The organism is Acidovorax sp. MR-S7 (genome assembly GCF_000400995.2).
In the GTDB taxonomy this organism is placed as follows: Bacteria; Pseudomonadota; Gammaproteobacteria; order Burkholderiales; family Burkholderiaceae_C; genus MR-S7.
On sequence record NZ_DF238892.1, the window covers coordinates 63,951 to 82,231 of the forward strand.

Here is an 18,281-nt window from a genome sequence, read left to right on the forward strand (position 1 = left end):
GGCCAGGCCCACGGTTGGCGTGCATCAAGGGCGCATCAGGGCGGAAACTTTTCAACGCACCTCGCCGAACATGCTGTGGTGCAAGCGCCGCAGTGACCACCATACGCTTGCGGCCACCACTGGAATCGCTACCGCGGCCGTGCTCTCGGGTGAGAAGCCCCAGCCGAGCTTCTGCGCTCCCTTCGCCAGGTAGCTCACGAGGCCGACGATGTAGTAGGTGATGGCCGCTACCGATAATCCCTCCACCGTGGATTGAAGCCTGAGCTGCAAGTCGCCTCGACGGTTCATCGCAGCCAGCAAGGCCTGGTTGTTCTGCTGCTGCTCAATCTCTACGCGCGTGCGCAGCAGGTTGCTCATGCGTGAAACACGCTCGGACAGAGCGTTCTGCCGCCGTGCAGCCCAGGCGCAGGTGCTGCGCGCAGGGCTCAGCCGCCGCTCCATGAACTCGCCTATCGTCTGCAAGCCACCGAGCCGGGATTCGCCAATGTCCTGTATGCGCCGGTCCACCAGTTCGAAGTACGCGCTGCTGGCCGAAAAGCGCGAATGGGTGGCGGCATACTGGCCCTCGACCTGGCCCGCCAGCCGAGTCAGACGGTCAAGCAGCACGGGCTCGGCATCGCGGTTGGAAACTCGGATGGCTTGGGCCAGCTCCGCCAATTCGCGCTCGGCACTGACCAGGGTTGCACTGGCATCACGCGCAGCGGGCAGGCCAAGCAGAGCAGCCATACGGTAGGTCTCTATTTCTAGCAACTGCTGGACGAGCCGACCCAGGCGTTGGGGTGAAAGCGCCTTGGCCACGAGCAGCATGCGCGAGAAGCTATCGGCATGGATGGCAAAGTCGGTATAGACCTCGCCCTGGTCGTTCGCGACGGCGGAAGCGACGAGCGATTCCTCGCGCAGCCAGTTGCATGCCGCCGGATCGGCATCCCCATCTGCACCCCGACTGCCAGTCACCCACAGGTGCAACGCACACAGGCATTCGCCGGGAAGTGCGACGAGCCAGTCACGCGGAACAGCCTCCAACGCCGTCATCGGGACGCGCCCCTCCTTGGAAAAGGCATCGGTCGGTATGACCGTGAATGTCCAAGAGACGAACTCGGTGTGCAGTTCCCATCGGATGCGAAATGCCCCCAGGTCTACGCGCAAGTGGGTGGTGAGCGCATCTGGCGGCGCTTGGTGATGGTCGCGCAGGAACGTCGCCAAGTGTGCGCGGCTTGCATCACGGCCCATCGCATCGGTCAACATCACGATGTGTGTGATCGCCAACGGTGCCACCAGGGCTTCGGGCGGTCGTGCATGGACTTCGTTGTGTAGCAACACGCGCTGGGGATGCTGCGTAGGGTACGAAGCGCGGCTCATGGACGATCAGAATTCAGACGGTTGGTTGAGGGCAGCGTCTGCACCATGCCAGCCGTTGCCTTTGCACAACCGCTTTACCGTGCAACGGTCGCTGAGGCGGGGGTGCGACGGCTGTGCAACGTCAGCCAACCCAGCATCACCAATACCACTGCGATGAGCGGCAGCATCAAGGTGTTGATGGTCTCCCATCCAGACGTGTTCAGGAGACGACCCGAGCCAAAGGACGCCACTGCCACGGTGCCGAACACCAGGAAGTCGTTGAGCGCCTGGACCTTGGCCCGCTCTGCGGGCGCGTAGGTATCGGTCACCATGGCCGTGGCGCCAATGAAGCCGAAGTTCCAGCCTACGCCAAGCAGAATCAGCGAGCCCCAGAAGTGAAGCAGCTCCAGCCCTGCCAACGCCAGCAAACCCGACGCGGCGATCAACACTAGCCCCAGCGCCGTGATGGCGATCTTGCCGAAGCGCGCGATCAAGTGGCCCGTGAAGAAGCTCGGTGCAAACATGGCCAGCACGTGCCACTGGATGCCCAGCGCGGCTTCGCCGACCGTGTGGCCGCATCCGACCATGGCCATGGGAGCTGCGGTCATGATGAAGGCCATCAGTCCATAGGAGACGACGCCCGCGGTGACCGCCACCACGAAGGCCGAGCTGCGGGCAATGGTGCCCAGCGGCCGCGCCGTGCCTTCCGCCACGGCAGCTTGAGGCGGCGGAGCACGCAGCATCCACAGCAGAGGCAAAGCCAGCAAGGCCAGGCCGGCCTGGCCGAGAAAGCTGCCGGCGAACGGCGCCATGGGCCAGGCATCTCGCGTCCAGATGACGACCTGTGGGCCGATGATGGCGGCAACCAGGCCGCCAACCATGATGCGCGAGATGGCCTTCGCCCGTTGCGATGGCTCCACCGCGTCGGTGGCGGCGAAGCGGTAGCTCTGCACGCAAGCACCATAGAAGCCGGCCATGGCGGTGCCCACGCAGAAGGTAGCGAAGTCGCCTTGCACTACACCGTAGGTGGCGATCAGTCCGGAGACGCTGCCCAGCAACGCGCCCAGCACGTAGGCCGCGTTCCGGCCCAGGCGGCGCATGAGCATCGCTGCGGGAATGGTCGATAGCGCAAGCCCAAGTTGATACAGGCTGACAGGCAACGTCGCCAGCGTGGGATCGCTGGCGAGCATTTGCCCGACGATGCCGCCCAGGGAGATGATGATGGGAGGCGCAGCACCGCCCAGGGATTGGGCCGCTACCAGCAGCCATACGTTGCGGCGGGCATCGCCAGTGTTGGCGGCACCTGTCGATGGCGCAGTGGTGGACATCGTCATGGGGTCGTGCGTGCGCTGTCCGGGTCAGGGTTGCTTGGGATCGAGGCGATCACGTCGGATCGCCTCGTCTTCCATCAGCTCGAACCACATGGCGTTGAGAACGGCAAAGGCGGCCGCCAGGGGCAAGCCGAGAATCCAGGCGAAATACCACATGATTAGATTCCTATGAATTGTGAGAAATGTTGCGTGGCTCGTCAGTACGCATGGCCCTTGCCATCCTCAATCGCGCCGGCATCAACTTTGCCGCGCAGGACCGAGAACACCCAACTGGTGTACGCCAGGATGATGGGCAGGAAGATGACCGTGGAGACGAGCATGATGAACAGCGTCAGATGACTCGACGACGAATCCCAGACGGTCAAGCTCGCCGACGGATTGACCGACGAAGGCAGGATGAAGGGGAACATGGACACGCCCACGCTGGTCACGATCCCGGTGATGCCTGTTCCACTGGCGAGCAGCGCAGCCAGCGGCCGGCGCATGGCCAGACAGAGCGCTGCGATCACCGGCCCGGCCAGTCCCAGCGCCGGCACCACCCACAGTGCTGGATGGGTGGCGTAGTTGGCGAACCACGCGCCGCCCTGCGCCACGGCGTTCTTCAACAGAGGGTTCGAGGCGCCTGAAGCGTCGATGCTGCTTGTGATCGCATACCCTGTCACGAAGTAGGCCAGCAGCACGCCCGCCACGGCATACAGCACCGTTGTGAGAAGCGCCGCCACGATCCCGAAACGGCGCGCGCGTTCGGCCACGGTGCCCGACGTCTTGAGCTGCAGCCAGGCGGCGCCGTGCATGACCAGCATCGCGACCGAAACCAGGCCGGCGAGCAAGGCGTAAGGGTTGAGCAGCCCGAAGAAAGAGCCGTCGTAGAAGATCTGCATGTCGTCCTCGATGCGGAACGGCACGCCCTGCAACACGTTGCCCATCGCCACCCCGAAGATCAGTGCGGGCACGAAGCCGCCCACAAACAAGACCCAGTCCCAGCGGCTACGCCACGCCGGCTCTTCGCGCTTGCTGCGGAACTTGAAGGCCACCGGCCGCAGGATCAGCGCGACGAGGATCGCGAACATCGCCAGGTAGAAACCCGAGAACGACACCGCGTAGAGCTGCGGCCACGCCGCGAAGATCGCGCCGCCGCCGAGGATCAGCCACACCTGGTTGCCTTCCCAGACCGGGCCGATGGTGTTGATGACGACACGGCGCTCGACGTCGCTGCGTGCCACGAAAGGCAGCAGCGTTCCGGTGCCCAGATCGAAACCATCGGTGAGGGCAAAGCCGATCAGCAGCACCCCCAGCAGCGCCCACCAGATCAGGCGCAGGACATCGTAGGAGATCAGTTCGTGCAGGATCATGTTCGTTTCTCCTTGGGGTGTTACTGCGCAGGCGCCAGGTCGGCCGAAGCGGCGGGCCGACCTTCGACGCGGGCCGGCGCATGGTCATCGGGGCCTTTGCGGATCGCCTTGAGCATCAGCTTCATCTCGATGACGAGCAGGACGGTGTAGATCGCGACGAAGCCAGCGATCGTGAGCAGCACGGTCGATGCGCCCAAGTTCGAGACGGCCACGGCCGTCGGCAGAACGCCTTCGATGACCCAGGGCTGACGCCCCACTTCGGCCACGATCCAGCCGAGTTCAGCGGCGATCCAGGGCAAGGGGATGGACCACACGGCGACCTTGAGCAGCCATCGGTGCGCATCCAGTTTGCGCCGCGCCGACAACCAGAAGAACACGGCGGTCAGCAGGATGAAGAAGAAGCCCAGGCCGACCATCAGCCGGAACGCCCAGAACAGCGGCGCCACCCGTGGAACGGTGTCCCATGCAGCCTGGGATATCTGTTGCGGCGTGGCCTGGCGGGGGTCGTCCACGTAGCGTTTGAGCAGTAGCGCGTAGCCCAGCGTATGCCCATGCTCCTCGAAAGCGGCCTGCACCTGCGGGGGGACGTCCGCGCCACCCTTCACGGCGCGGATCTGCTGCAGGGCGTCGTATGCCACGATGCCGTCCCGGATGTGCGTCTCGGCACGCGCGACCAGCTCGTCGATGCCGGGAATCTCGGTGGTCAGCGAACGTGTGCCGATCAGTCCCATGGCCCAGGGGATGTGCACCGCATAGTGCGTCTCGCGCGCCGCCTGATCGGGAAAGCCGAAGGCGGTGAACGCGGCCGGCGCGGGCTCGGTCTTCCACATCGCTTCGATGGCGGCCAGCTTCATCTTCTGGTGCTCGGTGGACAGGTAGCCGCTCTCGTCGCCCAGCACCACCACCGACAGCGCGGAAGCCAGGCCGAACGATGCCGCGACCGTCATGGAGCGCTTGGCGAGCTGCAGGTGCCGTCCCTTGAGAACGTACCAGGCCGAAATCCCGAGCACGAAGATGGCGGCCGTCACGTAGCCGGCCGAGACGGTGTGCACGAACTTGGCCTGCGCCACCGGGTTGGTCAGCACGGCGAAGAAGTCCGTCATCTCCATGCGCATGGTCTGCGGATTGAACTGCGAGCCCACGGGGTTCTGCATCCAGCCGTTGGCGATCAGAATCCATAGCGCCGAGAAGTTCGATCCCAGCGCCACGCACCAAGTCACGACCAGGTGCTTCACCTTGGAAAGCCGGTCCCAGCCGAAGAAGAACAGACCGACGAAGGTCGCTTCCAGGAAGAAGGCCATCAGCCCCTCCAAGGCGAGCGGCGCTCCGAAGATGTCGCCCACGTAGTGGCTGTAGTAGCTCCAGTTCATGCCGAACTGGAACTCCATCACGATGCCGGTGGCCACGCCCATGGCGAAGTTGATGCCGAACAGCACGCCCCAAAACTTGGTCATGTCGCGCCAGATGGTCCGGCCCGTCATCACGTAGACCGTTTCCATGATGGCGATCACGATGGACAGGCCCAGCGTCAGCGGTACGAAAAGAAAGTGGTAGAGCGCCGTGATCGCGAACTGCAATCGCGACAGGCTGACGATGTCAAAGTCCATGGTGGGTTCCTCTATCGATGTGAATCTTGTGTGCTTGAAGGGATCAGTCGGGCCGCAGGGCAGCCAATGCAGCGTCAAAGCCCGGACTGCCGCGCGGGAATTCGGCTTCGATGCGACCGCCGCGCAACAGCACCAGGCGGTCCGCAAGCACGGCTTCGCGCCGCAGGTGCGTGGCGAGCAGCCACGCCCGCCCGGAGCCCAGCGTGTGCAGCGTCGCCAGCACGTCGGCGGCAGTGGGCGCGTCCAGTCCTTCGGTGGGCTCGTCGAGCAACCACAAGGTGTGGGGTTGAAGCAGCAGACGAGCGAGGGCAAGGCGCCGCGCCTGTCCGCCCGACAGTCCCAGCCCGCCTTCTCCGAGGCGGGTGTCCAGGCCGGCGTGCAGGGCGCGCACGTCCGACGCTAGGCCTGCCGATCCGAGCGCACGCCAGAGGGTGTCGTCGTCGGCATCGGCTTGGGCCAACCGCAGGTTGTCGCGCAGGCTGTCCTGGAAAAGATCGGTGCGTTGGCTCAGCCAGGCGTGAGGCAGTGATCGGATGGTGCCCTCGCGCGGCACCAGCTCACCTGCGGCCAAGGCCATCAGCGTCGATTTGCCCGCGCCGCTGGGGCCGATCACGGCGATACGTTCTCCGGGCGCCAGGGTCAGGGAGACGGACTGCAGGGCGTCCACGGGACTGTCCGGGTAGCGCGCGGATACCTGGCGCAGGCTGAGCGCATGCCCCGGCTCGGGTGGCTCGGGTGGCTCGGCGGGCCGGATCGTTTGTTGGGTATCGCCGCCACAATGCGGCGACAGTCGCCGCGCCGCCAGCCACGTGCGGCCAGCCTCTACGGCGCCCCGCCGCAGCGCAGCGAAGGGCTCCATGGCGCTCAACGCGATCAGCAAGGCCAGCGCTGCGCCTGCGGTTCCGATCCGCCCGTGGTCAGCCAGGATGCCCACGCCTAGCAGCACGAGCGCCAACGTAAGGCTGCCGGCCACACCATAGACCGCGCCAGCCGCCACGTCCAAGCGGTGCAGATGCCGGTCTGCACGCGCGAGACGACGGTCTGTCTGTTGCAGCGCCTCGCAGTGGCTTGCCAGACGGCCAGCCATGACCAGTTCCGTTTGGCCCGATACCAGGTCGACAGCCTGCGCGCGCAGGCGCTCGGTGATCAACGCGCGGCGCACGGCGGGCGGCCGTGCCCGAAGCGACAGTCCCGCGGTCACGGCCACGCCGACGGCCAGCAGCCAGACGCCCAGCGCGATGCCGAGCCAAGGGGCCATGACGCCGATCACCAAGGCAGCGAGAACGGCGGCGCCCAGGGCCGCGCAGGCCGGCACCAGCAGACGCAGATAAAGGGATTCCAGAGCGTCGAGGTCGCTGGTCAGGCGAAACAGCGCCCGGGCCGGGCGGCGCAACAGATCGCGGATGTCCTGAGCAGCCGCCCACCCCCGGAAGAGACGCTCGCGCAGGTGCGCCAGCGCGGCCAGCGTGGCGTCGTGCGTGATCAGCCGCTCGCCATAGCGGGCGGCGGTGCGCCCCAGCGCCAGCAGGCGAATGCCGGCCGAAGGCATGAAGACATCGAATGTCAGGGCGCTGATCACCTGCAGTCCAGCGATGGCCGTGGCGGCGATGAACCACCCCGACAGGCCGAGCAGCCCCATGCCCGCGAGGACGGTCAGCGCTGCGAGCGCAGCGCCCAGGATCATGCGACGGGAAGATGCTGCGAGCACGGCCCGCAGAGCAGGCAGCAGTATCGATGCCGGGGCGGTTCTACGCGCCATGCCATCCTCCCGGGATGGGCTGCGCGGCATCGACCGGTGCCGACAGGTGCACGATGCGGTCCATGCGCGCGGCGAGCGCCGGGTCGTGGGTGGCCACGATCAGGGTGCGCCCCTGGGCCAGGGCCACCAGGGATTCGATGACCTGCTCGGCGGTTTCGGTGTCCAAATGCGCGGTAGGCTCGTCTGCCAGTAGCAGATCGGCGCGCGGTGCGGCGGCCAGCCGAGCCAGCGCCAGACGCGCGGCTTCGCCCCCCGACAGGCCTGTCCCGCCTTCTCCGAGCGACGTCCCCGGACGGGCCTGAGCCACCTTGTCGAGCTGTGCCCACTGGATCGCGCGGTGCACTTGCTGATCTCTTACGCCCGCTCGACCGAGGGCGACGTTGTGTCGGACCGACCCAGAAAACACGTGGGGCCGCTGCCCCATCCAGGCCATGCGTCCGCGCAACGCGCGTGCGGATTCGGCGGTCAACGCAGTGCCGGCGATCTCGATACGGCCTGCCGAAGCGGGCAGCAATCCGGCCAGCAGCGACATTAGGATGGTCTTTCCCGCCCCGCTGCCACCCATCAGGGCGACGTGCTCACCGGGCTTTACGTCCAGCGCAAAGTCCCTGAAAACCGGTGTCTCGCCAGAGAACGCGAATGCCAGGTCCTGAACCTTGACGCGGGGCGGACGAACTCGCTTGCCGTCTTCATCCGAGTTCCCTGCCTGGGCTTCCTGCCTGGGCTGATCCGACGTCTCGTCGTCCGGCAATGGCAACCCGTCTGCATTGAGCCGGTCCAAGGCATCCATTGCCGCCATGCCGGAAGCGCGGTCATGCCAGACGGATGCCAATTCCCGCAAGGGCTCGAAGAAGGCGGGTGCCAGCAACAGGATGAAGAGGCCCTCGGCGAGACTGAGACGCCGACCCCAGGCGCCGAAATCCAGATGCCCCAGCAGATGGAACCCGACGTAGGCGGCGACCATGGCGACGCCCAGCGCCGCGAAAAGCTCCAGCACCGCCGAAGAAAGAAATGCGATGCGCAGTACGCGCATGGTGCGCTGGCGCAGGTCCTCGGCGCTGGCCCGCAGGCGGCGCGCCGTGACCTCGACGCTGCCGAGTGCGCGCAGCGTCGGCAAGCCGCGCAGGCGATCGAGCAGGAACGCATTCATGCTGCCCATTTGCAGCCACTGAGCCTCGCTGGCGGACTTGGCCCGCCAGCCCACGATCACCATGAACATGGGGATCAACGGCGCGGCCAGCACAAGTACGGCCGCTGCTGCCCAGGAGTACCAGGCCACGGGCAGCAGAATCAGCACGGGTATGAGGCGCACGCGCCAGACAGCGCCGCGGTAGCGCGTCTGCCAGGGCAGGATCGCCTCAGCCTGTTCCGCCAGCGCGCTGGCCGCGGCACCTGCGTGCGCGCGGGCGCGATCCAGCGGAGAACGCGCCGCAACTGCAGCGATGGCGCGGCCGCGCCAGTGGCTCAGGCTTTCGCGGGCCGTATCGAACATACGCCCGGCGCTCCAGGCGTCGAGCCAGGCGCGCAGTACGCCGGCGAGTACTATGCCCACCGCCGGACCCACGACGCCATTCAGGCCGGCGCCACTCTGCAACCGTGCCACGCCCAGCGCCAGCAATGCGGCCTGCGGCAGCCACAGCAGCGGGCTGACGGCATGGAGCAGGCAGGCTGCATCCAACCGCAAGTCCGAACTCGGTCCGGACTTGGGGGCTTGCAGTCTGTCTGGAGGGGCCATGCTTCAACGGACCGTGCGTCGCGCTGCGCCCCTCATGCGGCCATCCGGACAGGGATCTTGAGGTATTGCACGCCGTTGGACTCGGCGCGGGGCAGTTGGCCGGCGCGGATGTTGACCTGGATCGACGGCAGCAGCAGTGTGGGCGCCGCCAGTGTCGCGTCGCGCTGCTGGCGCATTGCGACGAACGCTTCCTCGTCGATCCCTTCGCGGACATGAACGTTGCGCGCGCGCTCTTCGGCCACGGTCGTTTCCCAGGCATAGCTGTCGCGTCCGGGGGCCTTGTAGTCATGGCACAGGAAAATCCTGGTCTGCGGCGGGAGCGCCAGCAGCCGCTGTATGGATCGGTACAAGGTCCGCGCACTGCCTCCAGGGAAGTCCGCGCGCGCCGTTCCATAGTCGGGCATGAACAGCGTGTCGCCCACGAAGACCGCATCCCCGATGCGATAGGAGACGCAAGCGGGGGTATGGCCGGGCGTGTGCAGGACTTCCATGGTCAGTTGCCCGATCTGGAGCGTTTCTCCGTCCTTGAGAAGACGATCGAACTCGCTGCCGTCGCCTGACACATCGTCAAGGTTGAAGACCGGCCGGAAGATCGTCTGCACATCGCGGATGTGCTCGCCAATGGCCACCCGCGCATTCGTGCGTTGTCGGATATAAGGGGCGGCGCTCAGATGATCGGCGTGGGCATGGGTTTCCAGCACCCAGGCGATGGTCAGGTCGTCGGCGCGGGCAGCGTCCAGCACGCGGTCAGCGGACGCCGTAGAGGCCTTGCCGCTGCGATGGTCATAGTCCAGAACCGGATCGATCACCGCAGCTTGCCGCGTCGCCGGGTCCCACACCAGATAGGTCACTGTGCTGGTTGGCTCGTCGAAGAATGCTTGGATGCGGGCTTGAGGCTGCATGCTTGACTCCTTACAAAGAAACACATCTGGAATTCATTATATATTAGAATCTACTAAATTAGTGAACCTAAGTCGAGGACATCCGTGGCACTGAACAAGAGAGACCAGCGATTCATCCAGGAAGGTGCAGCCAAGGCGGCGGCGATGCTGCGCGCTATCGGCAACGAGCACCGGATGTTGGTGCTGTGTCTGCTGATCCAGCACGAAGAACTGACTGTGGGCGCGATGCTGGAGCATGTGTCGCTGAGCCAGTCAGCCCTGTCGCAGCATCTGGCGAAGATGCGCGAGGAGGGGCTCGTGACGTTCCGCCGTGAATCCCAGACCTTGCACTACCGCATCGACAACCCCGATGTGGAGAAGCTGATGACGACCCTCAAGGCCATGTTTTGCCCGTGATGGCTGATCGAAGTCGCTCCGGTGTCGGGGTGGTTGGCAGGGGCGTAGCCGCTGCTGCTACCGGGCCGTGAAGCCGGTCGGAACGTTTTTTTGTTGAAGAAAGGAGCTTGCACATGAAATCCAACGTTGGTGGTATCGACAGGGGCCTGCGCATCGTCCTTGGCATCGTCTTGATCGCCTTGGCCGCCACGGGAACTGTGGGCTGGTGGGGTTGGCTGGGGGTTGTGCCCCTGCTGACCGGCTTGGTGAGCTTCTGCCCGCTGTATCCGCTCCTGGGTCTCAGCACCTGCCCTGTGAAGTCCAAGCAACCTTAAACGCATCCAGGATGCGCTGCCGGCGGAAGTGCGCCGGCATCTTTAGCTGAAGTGTGGCCCGTGGTTGGCACCAGCGCTCGCCTGCTTGGAGCCGGGGCATCCTGGCCGCACGCGGCGAGCACTTGGCTGCACCTGTCGGATGGCCGTCGAGCGTGGTGTGGCGGTAGACAGCTTGCTGACGATGCCGTCCAGAGATGGAGCGAAGCGTGCTCAAGGCCAGAGCATCGGCTGGACCCAACGCAGGTTAGCTCTGCCGACGCCTTGCGCGACCGTGTCTGAGAACTACGCGCTGTCTTACACACCCGCGACGCAGGACGGCCGCTGTGCAGCTTGGCGTGCTGTCATTGAGCAATGCTGACGGCACAACAGCCTGTCGCTTGTTCCCGGGCCTTTTACCTTCTTCGACAGGAGTATGTCGTGACCTCTGAATCAATCGCCGCCGCTGCCGCGACATGGAACGAACGATATTCCGGCGAAGACTACGTTTTTGGACGCGAACCCAACGAATACCTGCGCGCCCAGGCGGCGCTGTTCGCACCTGGCAGCCGCGCGCTATGCGTCGCCGACGGCGAAGGGCGCAACAGTGTCTGGCTTGCCCACCAGGGCCTGCACGTCGAGGCATTCGATGTGGCGCAGGCAGGCGTGGCCAAGGCCCGCAGGTTGGCTGACGAAGCAAGGGTGTCTGTGGCCTACCATGTCGCTGGCTGCGATGAGTGGCCATGGGCCGTGGATGCTTACGATCTCGTCGTCGCGGTGTTCGTCCAGTTCGCTGACCCTGAGATGCGAGAGCGGCTCTTCGCCAATATCGTGCGAGCGTTGAAACCGGGTGGCCTGCTGGTCCTTCAGGGCTATACGCCCAAGCAGTTGGAGTACAAGACAGGCGGCCCAGGGGCACTGTCGCACCTCTACACCGCAGACCTGCTCCGCCGCGCATTCGCCTCTCTGCAGATCGTCGAATTGGTCGAGTACGAAGCCGAGTTGCGCGAAGGGGCGCGCCACGCAGGGCGCTCGGCGCTTGTGGGCCTTGTGGCGCGCAGGCCGTGAATCTGAGGCATCTGGTATGTCGTACTTAGATGATCCCCGTGTGTTGTTCGCCGCCGAACGGACTTTGCTCGCCTGGCAACGCACAGCCATAGCGCTGATGGGCTTCGGCTTCGTCGTCGAGCGCTTTGGACTGTTTCTGCGCATGATCAGCAACCAGCCGCTCTCCGATGCTCAGCGCGGGTTTTCATTGTGGCTTGGGGTCGTGTTGTTGATGCTCGGCGCGGGTGTGGCGGTTGCCTCTGCGCTGCAGTTCCGCCGAGTCTTGCGTGGGTTGGGCGAGAAGGAGATACCCGCTGGTTACTGGACCACCTTGGGCATCTGGCTCAACTTCATCCTGGCGGTTGTCGCGCTCGCGCTCACGGTGTATTTCGTGATCAGCGCATGAACGGTATACGCGGTCGTGAAACCCCGGCAAGAGAAGACCGAGCTACTCTGGGGTCTCCGAAGCAGCGGCCGGCGCAGGTTGGCTGCTGACAGGCCCGCCAGAAAATTGGCGACCTCGGCCATGCCGACACCTGCATCGACACGGCCGGGGGCCGCAAGCGCCGCACTGGCCCACGTCGTCCCTGCGACTGTGAAGGACTAGCAGGGGACGTCTCAGAAAACGGAAAATAAAGCACGTTAAGCCCATTGCAGACGCTAGATATTGACGAGTACGCCGGGTTTTCTCTTGTTTGAGTTGCCTCTTGTGGTAAGATAGCAATCAATTACTATCTTACAAGGAGTGCTCGTGGACACCCATCCAAAGCATCTGCCGGCCGATGAACGTCGTGCCGTAACTGTCGAGTCCGTCGTGGCGCTTGCCGGTTCACAAAACCCAAGCGAGATAACCACTGCAGCTATCGCTAAACACATGAACTTGACCCAGGGTGCGCTGTTTCGGCACTTCCCGAACAAGGAAGCCATTTGGCAGGCGGTCATGGAGTGGGTAGCAGAGCGCCTATTAGCCAGAATCGATCGATCCGCACAAGGAATCGAGTCGCCCTTGGCAGCCATGGAGGCGATGTTCATGAGTCATATCGAATTCGTAGCTGAGCACCCAGGCGTGCCAAGAATGATGTTTGGTGAGCTTCAGCGTGCCGAATCGACACCGGCCAAGCGCATGGTGCAAACCTTGATTCAGCGCTACGGCGAACGTTTGCATCGTCTCATCGAGAAAGGCAAGGCCAGCGGCGAGTTGTCTCCCTCGCTTGACAACGAGGCGGCGGCAACGCTGTTCATTGGCACGATCCAGGGCTTGGTCATGCAATCGCTGTTGGCGGGTGATGTGGGACGTATGCACCGCGATGCGCCGCGCGTCTTTGCAATTTATCGGCGTGGCATAAGGAGTGCGCAATGAAAAAGTTACCCTTGCAAGGCCGCACCCTGGCGCTGCTTGCCGTCATCATTCCTATGCTGGTGCTTTTTATTTATGTCGGTCTGCGATCAGGGCCGCTCGCCCCGGTCGCTGTGACGGTGGCAAGCGTGGAATCACGGGCTATCTCACCGGCGCTGTTCGGCATCGGCACGGTGGAGGCGCGCTACACCTACAAGATCGGGCCGACGTTTGCCGGGCGCGTCAAACGCCTGGACGTGCATGTAGGCGACCAGGTCAAGGCCGGACAGGTGCTCGGCGAGATGGAGCCGGTCGACCTCGATGATCGGGTGCGCTCACAGGAGTCGGCATTCAAGCGTGCGGAAGCGGCTTTGCGCGAGGCAGAAGCCCGGCAAGCCTACGCGCAAACCCAGGCGCGCCGCTACGAGCAATTGTTTGCGGTGCGCTCGACCAGCGAGGAAATCGTCACCACCAAGCGGCAGGAACTGCAGATCGCCGATGCCGCCTTATCTGCCGCTCGGGAAGATATTGTCCGGGCACGCTCCGACCGCGAAGGACTCGTCGCGCAGCGGAGCAATCTGCGCCTGATCGCGCCGGTCGATGGTGTAGTCGCCGTGCGCGATGCCGATCCCGGCACGACCATCGTCGCGGGCCAGGCCGTGGTGGAAGTGATCGACCCCAAGAGTTTGTGGATCAATGCGCGCTTCGACCAGATCAGCGCATCGGGGCTGGCTGGGGGGTTGCCGACTCTTATCGTCCTGCGTTCGCGTGGTGGCCAGACCTTGAAAGGTCGCGTGCTGCGGGTGGAACCCAAGGCCGACGCGGTAACCGAGGAAACGCTTGCCAAGGTGACATTCGATAACAAACCAGAACCTTTGCCACCGGTGGGTGAACTGGCCGAAGTCACGGTTGACTTGCCGGCGCTCCCGGCCGCTCCACTGATCCCCAACGCTGCCGTCCAGCGTGAGGGCGACAAAGTTGGTGTCTGGCAAATCGTGGATGGTGATCTGCATTTCTCCCCGGTCAAGCTCGGCACTTCCGACCTCAATGGTTACGTGGAGGTGCGCGAAGGGCTCAAGAATGGGGACCAGGTTGTGACCTATAGCGAAAAGGCACTGACGGCGCGCAGCCGCATCCATGTGGTCGACCATATCCCAGGAGTGTCACGATGATCAGCCTGGCCGGCCGCGACATTCTCCATGCCTGGGGAAAATTCGTCTTCACCGGCATCGGTCTGGGTCTGCTGATCGGCGTCACCCTGGTCATGGCTGGGGTGTACCGAGGCATGGTGGACGACGGCAAGGCGTTGCTCGACAACAGTGGCGCTGACCTTTGGGTGGTGCAAAAGGATACTCTGGGTCCTTATGCGGAGTCGTCCAGCCTCAACGATGACGTGTATCGCGCCATTCTCGCCATGCCGGGAGTCTCACAGGCAGCGAACGTGACCTACCTGACCATGCAGGTACGCAAGGGCGAGAGTGATGTACGCACCATGGTGGTCGGCATCGCGCCCGGTGCGTTGGGGGCTACACCCGGATGGCCTCCTTATCTCGTCGCTGGACGCCAGATCACGCGCGGTCACTACGAGGCGGTGGCCGACATCGCCACCGGCTTCAAACTGGGAGATCGTCTTGCCATTCGCCGAAATCATTACACCGTCGTGGGGCTGACACGGCGCATGGTGTCGTCCAGCGGCGACCCGATGGTATTCATTCCGCTCAAGGATGCCCAAGAGGCTCAGTTCCTCAAGGACAACGACGCCATTTGGCAAAGCCGGCGTCGCACCGAAGCCAACCCGGCCTTCAATCGACCCGGTGTTACTGGTTTGCTGGATGCCGTGATTGCTTCACAGAGCACCAACGCGTTCGTCAATGCAGTGCTGGTCACTCTGAAACCTGGTCATGCGCCGGACGAGGTTGCCGAATCCATCCGGCGCTGGAAACGTTTGACGGTCTACACACGGGCACAGATGGAAGACATCCTCGTCGGCAAGTTGATCGCCACGTCGGCCAAGCAGATCGGCATGTTCTTGGTGATTCTGGCCATCGTTAGCGCGGCCATCGTTGCCTTCATCATCTATTCGCTGACGATGGACAAAATCCGCGAGATCGCGGTGTTGAAGCTCATCGGCACACGCAACCGAACCATCGCCGCGATGATCATGCAGCAGGCGCTCGCCCTGGGCGTGATTGGTTTCGTGGTCGGCAAGATCACAGCCACTTTCTCAGCGCCCCTGTTTCCCAAGTACGTACTGCTGATGCCGTTCGACTCCATCGCCGGTTTTTTCGCCGTGCTCGTGATCTGCGTTCTAGCCAGCATCGTCGCCATTCGCATGGCACTCAAGGTCGACCCGGCCGAAGCCATTGGAGGTTGAGATGAGTGGCAAAGGCATTCGCATCGAAGGTTTGAGAAAACGTTATGGCGAGGGCGATACCGCGGTCAATGCCTTGAAAGGCGTGGACATGCAGGTGGCACCCGGCGAGGTGGTGGGCCTGATTGGCCCTTCCGGGTCCGGCAAGAGCACGCTGCTCAAATGTCTGGGCGCGGTGATTGATCCGACCGCCGGTCGCATGACGCTGGGCGAAGAAGTGATCTACGACGATGGCTGGAAAGTCCGCGACTTGCGCGCCTTGCGGCGCGACAAGATCGGTTTCGTTTTCCAGGCACCATACCTGATTCCGTTTCTCGATGTCACCGACAACGTGGCGCTACTGCCGATGCTCGCAGGCGTCGCGAATGGGGAGTCGCGCGCGAAGGCACTGGAACTGCTCACCGCGCTCGATGTGCAACACCGGGCTCGCGCCATGCCCTCGCAACTCTCCGGTGGCGAGCAGCAACGGGTCGCCATTGCGCGAGGTTTGGTCAATCGCCCTCCGGTGATCCTGGCTGATGAGCCCACAGCTCCACTAGACAGTGAGCGCGCCATGGCTGTAATCCGCATCCTCAATGACATGGCTCGGAAGTTCGAGACCGCCATCATCGTCGTCACCCATGACGAAAAGATCATCCCCACTTTCAAGCGCATCTACCACATCCGCGACGGTGTGACCCATGAGGAAGCTGGCGAAGGGCGGGAGTTCGAATGAGAGAACGATTGAATTACAGGAGAATTTCATGACCCACCGCAAACACAGCCACGCATTTGGAACTATCACCCTGACCGTTACGGCCTGCCTGCTTTTATGGGGTTTTCAGTTGCCAGCTTGGGCTGGTGACGCTACCCAGGTTGAGCCACTGGCGCTACGCAAGATCATGCAGGAACTCGGGCGCAACATGCAGGCTATTACCGGTGCGATTTCGCAGGAGGAATGGGTTCAGGTCGTTCAGCTCGCCCCAAAAGTTGCTGCACACCCCGAGCCACCGCTTACTGAAAAAATGCGCATCCTTGCTTACCTCGGCGCTGATGCGACCAAGTTCAGAAACTTTGACGCGCAGACTCACGAGGCGGCGCTGGCCATGAAGCTGGCTGCTGCGAGCAGCGACGGCAAGGCGGTGATCCAATCATTCGCCCACGTGCAGGAAAGCTGCTTGGGCTGCCACCAAGCTTTCCGTAAACCTTTCGTGGAGCATTTTTATGGAGCACGCTAAAACATGCCAGCGCCCCATCAGCCTCGAAAGACGGCTTGCGGCAACTTACCTGGTAGCTGGTCTGGTCACCGCCGGTCTGGCCGGTTGCGCCGCCGGCCCTGATTTTCAGCGTCCCACCGCACCCGATGTGGCTCGCTACACTGCAACACCGGTGGCTGATAGAACCGCGTCCGCTCCCACGCAGTTCGGCGAAACACAACGTCTAGTCGAAGGGCTTCCGATCGAAACGCAATGGTGGCAAAGCTTGGGTTCATCCACACTCGACGGACTGATCAACGAAGCTTTCCATGTCAGCCCGACGCTGGCGAGCATCAGCGCCAATTTGCGACAGGCGCAGGAGCTTCTTGCCGCACAGGCGGGCTCGACGCAATATCCACAGGTAGATGTCGCACTGGGATCTCAGCGCCAGCAAATGAGTCCCAGTAGCCAAGGGTTGAGCGGAGACGCACGTCAATTCAGCCTCTACAACGCCAGCGTTGGCGTGCATTACAACCTCGATCTGGCTGGCGGCAACCGGCGCGCACTCGAAGCCTTGGCTGCTCGCGCCGACTACCGTCGCTTCGAACTGAATGCTGCGCGCCTGGCCCTTGCCGGCAACATGGCAACCGCTGCCATTACCCGAGCACGCCTCGCCGCGCAACTAGAAGCCACTACTGCCATTTTGCGCGTGCAGGATGAGCAACTGCGCCTAGCCCATGAACGCGTGCGTATCGGTCAGGCCTCACCTGATGAAGCGTTGAGCCTACAAGCTCAGGCGGAGCAAACGCGGGCAGAACTGCCTGCGCTGCGTAAACAACTGCAACAAACCGAACATCTACTGGCGGTGCTAGCCGGTCGTGCCCCAGGCACGGGTGGCATCCCGGCCTTCACTCTGGCCGATTTCACTCTGCCCGTCGAGATGCCGCTCGTCGTGCCCTCAGAACTGGTGCGCCGCCGACCGGATATCCAGGCGTCAGAGGCGCTGTTGCATGCGGCCAATGCAGACTATGGTGTGGCTGTCGCCAAGCTCTACCCACAGATCAACCTGAGCGCCAACCTTGGCTCTCAAGCGCTGACCACCGGTACCCTGTTCGGTGGTGGCTCGGCAGTGTGGGGCCTGGTTGCGCAGCTCACCCAGCCTCTTTTTAATCCAGGGCTACCCGCTGAAAAAAGAGCGGCGCTCGCCGCTTTTGATGCCGCCGCAGCCAATTACCAGAGCGTCGTATTGGAGTCTTTGCGTAACGTCGCCGACACCCTGCGCGCGGTGGAAAGCGATGCACAAACTTTGACTGCCCTCGCTGCCGCTGATATGGCTGCACAGGCCTCCTTGCAGTCGGTCGAGCGGCAATACCGGCTGGGCGCGGCCAGCTACCTGCAACTGCTCATCGCGCAGCAACAGGCACAGTCAATCCGGATCAATATGGTTGCGGCCCAGGCACAACGCCTAGTCGATAGTGTTGCTTTATATCAGGCCCTGGGAGGTGGTGTCAGTTAAGGCTATGCCCTAACCTGATGTCAGATGTTGAGCACAAACAACGTCAGAGTAGAGTGTGAATTTATATTTATTGACACATTCAGCCAAGGGTAATAGATTTCATCCTGACATTTTTACCTTTGGAGG

General features: G+C 63.4%; 18 protein-coding genes. 10 read left to right on the forward strand and 8 right to left on the reverse strand.

The window, feature by feature from the left end; genetic code table 11:
• Positions 1–51 precede the first annotated feature (51 nt).
• From AVS7_RS00955 to AVS7_RS00990, 8 genes are all read right to left on the reverse strand, one after another.
• The gene (locus tag AVS7_RS00955; RefSeq protein WP_024000738.1) at positions 52–1,359 is read right to left on the reverse strand and encodes a DUF3422 family protein; all 1,308 of its coding nucleotides are present in this window, start codon (positions 1,357–1,359) and stop codon (positions 52–54) included.
• 74 nt (positions 1,360–1,433) lie between these two features.
• A complete protein-coding gene (locus tag AVS7_RS00960; protein ID WP_020226633.1) occupies positions 1,434–2,672 on the reverse strand; it encodes an MFS transporter in 1,239 nt (412 codons plus the stop codon).
• Positions 2,673–2,696: 24 nt separating this feature from the next.
• Positions 2,697–2,825, reverse strand: coding sequence for a cytochrome bd-I oxidase subunit CydX (cydX, locus tag AVS7_RS00965; RefSeq protein ID WP_020226634.1), 129 nt, complete (start codon positions 2,823–2,825; stop codon positions 2,697–2,699).
• A 41-nt stretch (positions 2,826–2,866) separates the two neighbouring features.
• Positions 2,867–4,021, reverse strand: a complete 1,155-nt coding sequence (cydB, locus tag AVS7_RS00970) for a cytochrome d ubiquinol oxidase subunit II (protein ID WP_020226635.1) — start codon at positions 4,019–4,021, stop codon at positions 2,867–2,869.
• A 20-nt stretch (positions 4,022–4,041) separates the two neighbouring features.
• On the reverse strand, positions 4,042–5,628 hold the full coding sequence (locus tag AVS7_RS00975; protein WP_020226636.1) for a cytochrome ubiquinol oxidase subunit I: 1,587 nt from the start codon (positions 5,626–5,628) through the stop codon (positions 4,042–4,044).
• Between the two features lie 43 nt (positions 5,629–5,671).
• On the reverse strand, positions 5,672–7,387 hold the full coding sequence (cydC, locus tag AVS7_RS00980; RefSeq protein ID WP_034689643.1) for a thiol reductant ABC exporter subunit CydC: 1,716 nt from the start codon (positions 7,385–7,387) through the stop codon (positions 5,672–5,674).
• Entirely contained in the window at positions 7,377–9,122 is a 1,746-nt protein-coding gene (cydD, locus tag AVS7_RS00985) for a thiol reductant ABC exporter subunit CydD (RefSeq protein ID WP_020226638.1), read from the reverse strand. Before cydD ends, cydC begins: the two co-directional genes overlap by 11 nt.
• Before the next feature lie 32 nt (positions 9,123–9,154).
• Entirely contained in the window at positions 9,155–10,024 is an 870-nt protein-coding gene (locus AVS7_RS00990) for an MBL fold metallo-hydrolase (RefSeq protein ID WP_020226639.1), read from the reverse strand.
• 144 nt (positions 10,025–10,168) lie between these two features.
• Here AVS7_RS00990 and AVS7_RS00995 point away from each other — a divergent pair, with 144 nt between their 5' ends.
• The 10 genes from AVS7_RS00995 to AVS7_RS01040 all read left to right on the forward strand — a co-directional run bounded on the left by AVS7_RS00995 (position 10,169) and on the right by AVS7_RS01040 (position 18,155).
• On the forward strand, positions 10,169–10,420 hold the full coding sequence (locus tag AVS7_RS00995) for a metalloregulator ArsR/SmtB family transcription factor (RefSeq protein ID WP_020226640.1): 252 nt from the start codon (positions 10,169–10,171) through the stop codon (positions 10,418–10,420).
• A 113-nt stretch (positions 10,421–10,533) separates the two neighbouring features.
• Positions 10,534–10,734 (forward strand): DUF2892 domain-containing protein, encoded by a 201-nt coding sequence (locus tag AVS7_RS01000; protein ID WP_020226641.1) that lies wholly within the window; start codon positions 10,534–10,536, stop codon positions 10,732–10,734.
• 351 nt (positions 10,735–11,085) lie between these two features.
• Positions 11,086–11,778 carry a methyltransferase domain-containing protein gene (locus AVS7_RS01005; protein ID WP_020226642.1) on the forward strand — a complete coding sequence of 231 codons (693 nt, stop codon included), beginning with the start codon at positions 11,086–11,088 and terminating at the stop codon, positions 11,776–11,778.
• A gap of 16 nt (positions 11,779–11,794) precedes the next feature.
• The gene (locus tag AVS7_RS01010) at positions 11,795–12,163 is read left to right on the forward strand and encodes a YidH family protein (RefSeq protein ID WP_020226643.1); all 369 of its coding nucleotides are present in this window, start codon (positions 11,795–11,797) and stop codon (positions 12,161–12,163) included.
• Between the two features lie 345 nt (positions 12,164–12,508).
• Positions 12,509–13,117, forward strand: coding sequence for a TetR/AcrR family transcriptional regulator (locus AVS7_RS01015; protein ID WP_004393990.1), 609 nt, complete (start codon positions 12,509–12,511; stop codon positions 13,115–13,117).
• Positions 13,114–14,265 carry an efflux RND transporter periplasmic adaptor subunit gene (locus AVS7_RS01020; RefSeq protein ID WP_020226645.1) on the forward strand — a complete coding sequence of 384 codons (1,152 nt, stop codon included), beginning with the start codon at positions 13,114–13,116 and terminating at the stop codon, positions 14,263–14,265. The genes AVS7_RS01015 and AVS7_RS01020 overlap by 4 nt, the downstream gene beginning before the upstream one ends.
• Complete coding sequence (locus AVS7_RS01025) at positions 14,262–15,467, forward strand: ABC transporter permease (RefSeq protein WP_003056108.1); 1,206 nt, start codon at positions 14,262–14,264, stop codon at positions 15,465–15,467. Before AVS7_RS01020 ends, AVS7_RS01025 begins: the two co-directional genes overlap by 4 nt.
• A 1-nt stretch (position 15,468) precedes the next feature.
• Positions 15,469–16,179 (forward strand): ABC transporter ATP-binding protein, encoded by a 711-nt coding sequence (locus AVS7_RS01030; protein WP_024000741.1) that lies wholly within the window; start codon positions 15,469–15,471, stop codon positions 16,177–16,179.
• A gap of 28 nt (positions 16,180–16,207) precedes the next feature.
• Positions 16,208–16,681, forward strand: a complete 474-nt coding sequence (locus AVS7_RS01035; RefSeq protein ID WP_003056106.1) for a cytochrome c — start codon at positions 16,208–16,210, stop codon at positions 16,679–16,681.
• Positions 16,668–18,155 carry an efflux transporter outer membrane subunit gene (locus AVS7_RS01040; RefSeq protein ID WP_003056103.1) on the forward strand — a complete coding sequence of 496 codons (1,488 nt, stop codon included), beginning with the start codon at positions 16,668–16,670 and terminating at the stop codon, positions 18,153–18,155. Before AVS7_RS01035 ends, AVS7_RS01040 begins: the two co-directional genes overlap by 14 nt.
• The last annotated feature ends 126 nt before the right edge of the window (positions 18,156–18,281 follow it).

Excerpts from the sequence above, each read along its gene's own strand:
- AVS7_RS00955 (WP_024000738.1), bottom strand. The coding sequence starts at position 1,359 with ATGAGCCGCGCTTCGTACCCTACGCAGCATCCCCAGCGCGTGTTGCTA.
- AVS7_RS00960 (WP_020226633.1), bottom strand. The coding sequence starts at position 2,672 with ATGACGATGTCCACCACTGCGCCATCGACAGGTGCCGCCAACACTGGC.
- cydX (WP_020226634.1), bottom strand. The coding sequence starts at position 2,825 with ATGTGGTATTTCGCCTGGATTCTCGGCTTGCCCCTGGCGGCCGCCTTT.
- cydB (WP_020226635.1), bottom strand. The coding sequence starts at position 4,021 with ATGATCCTGCACGAACTGATCTCCTACGATGTCCTGCGCCTGATCTGG.
- AVS7_RS00975 (WP_020226636.1), bottom strand. The coding sequence starts at position 5,628 with ATGGACTTTGACATCGTCAGCCTGTCGCGATTGCAGTTCGCGATCACG.
- cydC (WP_034689643.1), bottom strand. The coding sequence starts at position 7,387 with ATGGCGCGTAGAACCGCCCCGGCATCGATACTGCTGCCTGCTCTGCGG.
- cydD (WP_020226638.1), bottom strand. The coding sequence starts at position 9,122 with ATGGCCCCTCCAGACAGACTGCAAGCCCCCAAGTCCGGACCGAGTTCG.
- AVS7_RS00990 (WP_020226639.1), bottom strand. The coding sequence starts at position 10,024 with ATGCAGCCTCAAGCCCGCATCCAAGCATTCTTCGACGAGCCAACCAGC.
- AVS7_RS00995 (WP_020226640.1), top strand. The coding sequence starts at position 10,169 with ATGCTGCGCGCTATCGGCAACGAGCACCGGATGTTGGTGCTGTGTCTG.
- AVS7_RS01000 (WP_020226641.1), top strand. The coding sequence starts at position 10,534 with ATGAAATCCAACGTTGGTGGTATCGACAGGGGCCTGCGCATCGTCCTT.
- AVS7_RS01005 (WP_020226642.1), top strand. The coding sequence starts at position 11,086 with ATGCTGACGGCACAACAGCCTGTCGCTTGTTCCCGGGCCTTTTACCTT.
- AVS7_RS01010 (WP_020226643.1), top strand. The coding sequence starts at position 11,795 with ATGTCGTACTTAGATGATCCCCGTGTGTTGTTCGCCGCCGAACGGACT.
- AVS7_RS01020 (WP_020226645.1), top strand. The coding sequence starts at position 13,114 with ATGAAAAAGTTACCCTTGCAAGGCCGCACCCTGGCGCTGCTTGCCGTC.
- AVS7_RS01025 (WP_003056108.1), top strand. The coding sequence starts at position 14,262 with ATGATCAGCCTGGCCGGCCGCGACATTCTCCATGCCTGGGGAAAATTC.
- AVS7_RS01030 (WP_024000741.1), top strand. The coding sequence starts at position 15,469 with ATGAGTGGCAAAGGCATTCGCATCGAAGGTTTGAGAAAACGTTATGGC.
- AVS7_RS01035 (WP_003056106.1), top strand. The coding sequence starts at position 16,208 with ATGACCCACCGCAAACACAGCCACGCATTTGGAACTATCACCCTGACC.
- AVS7_RS01040 (WP_003056103.1), top strand. The coding sequence starts at position 16,668 with ATGGAGCACGCTAAAACATGCCAGCGCCCCATCAGCCTCGAAAGACGG.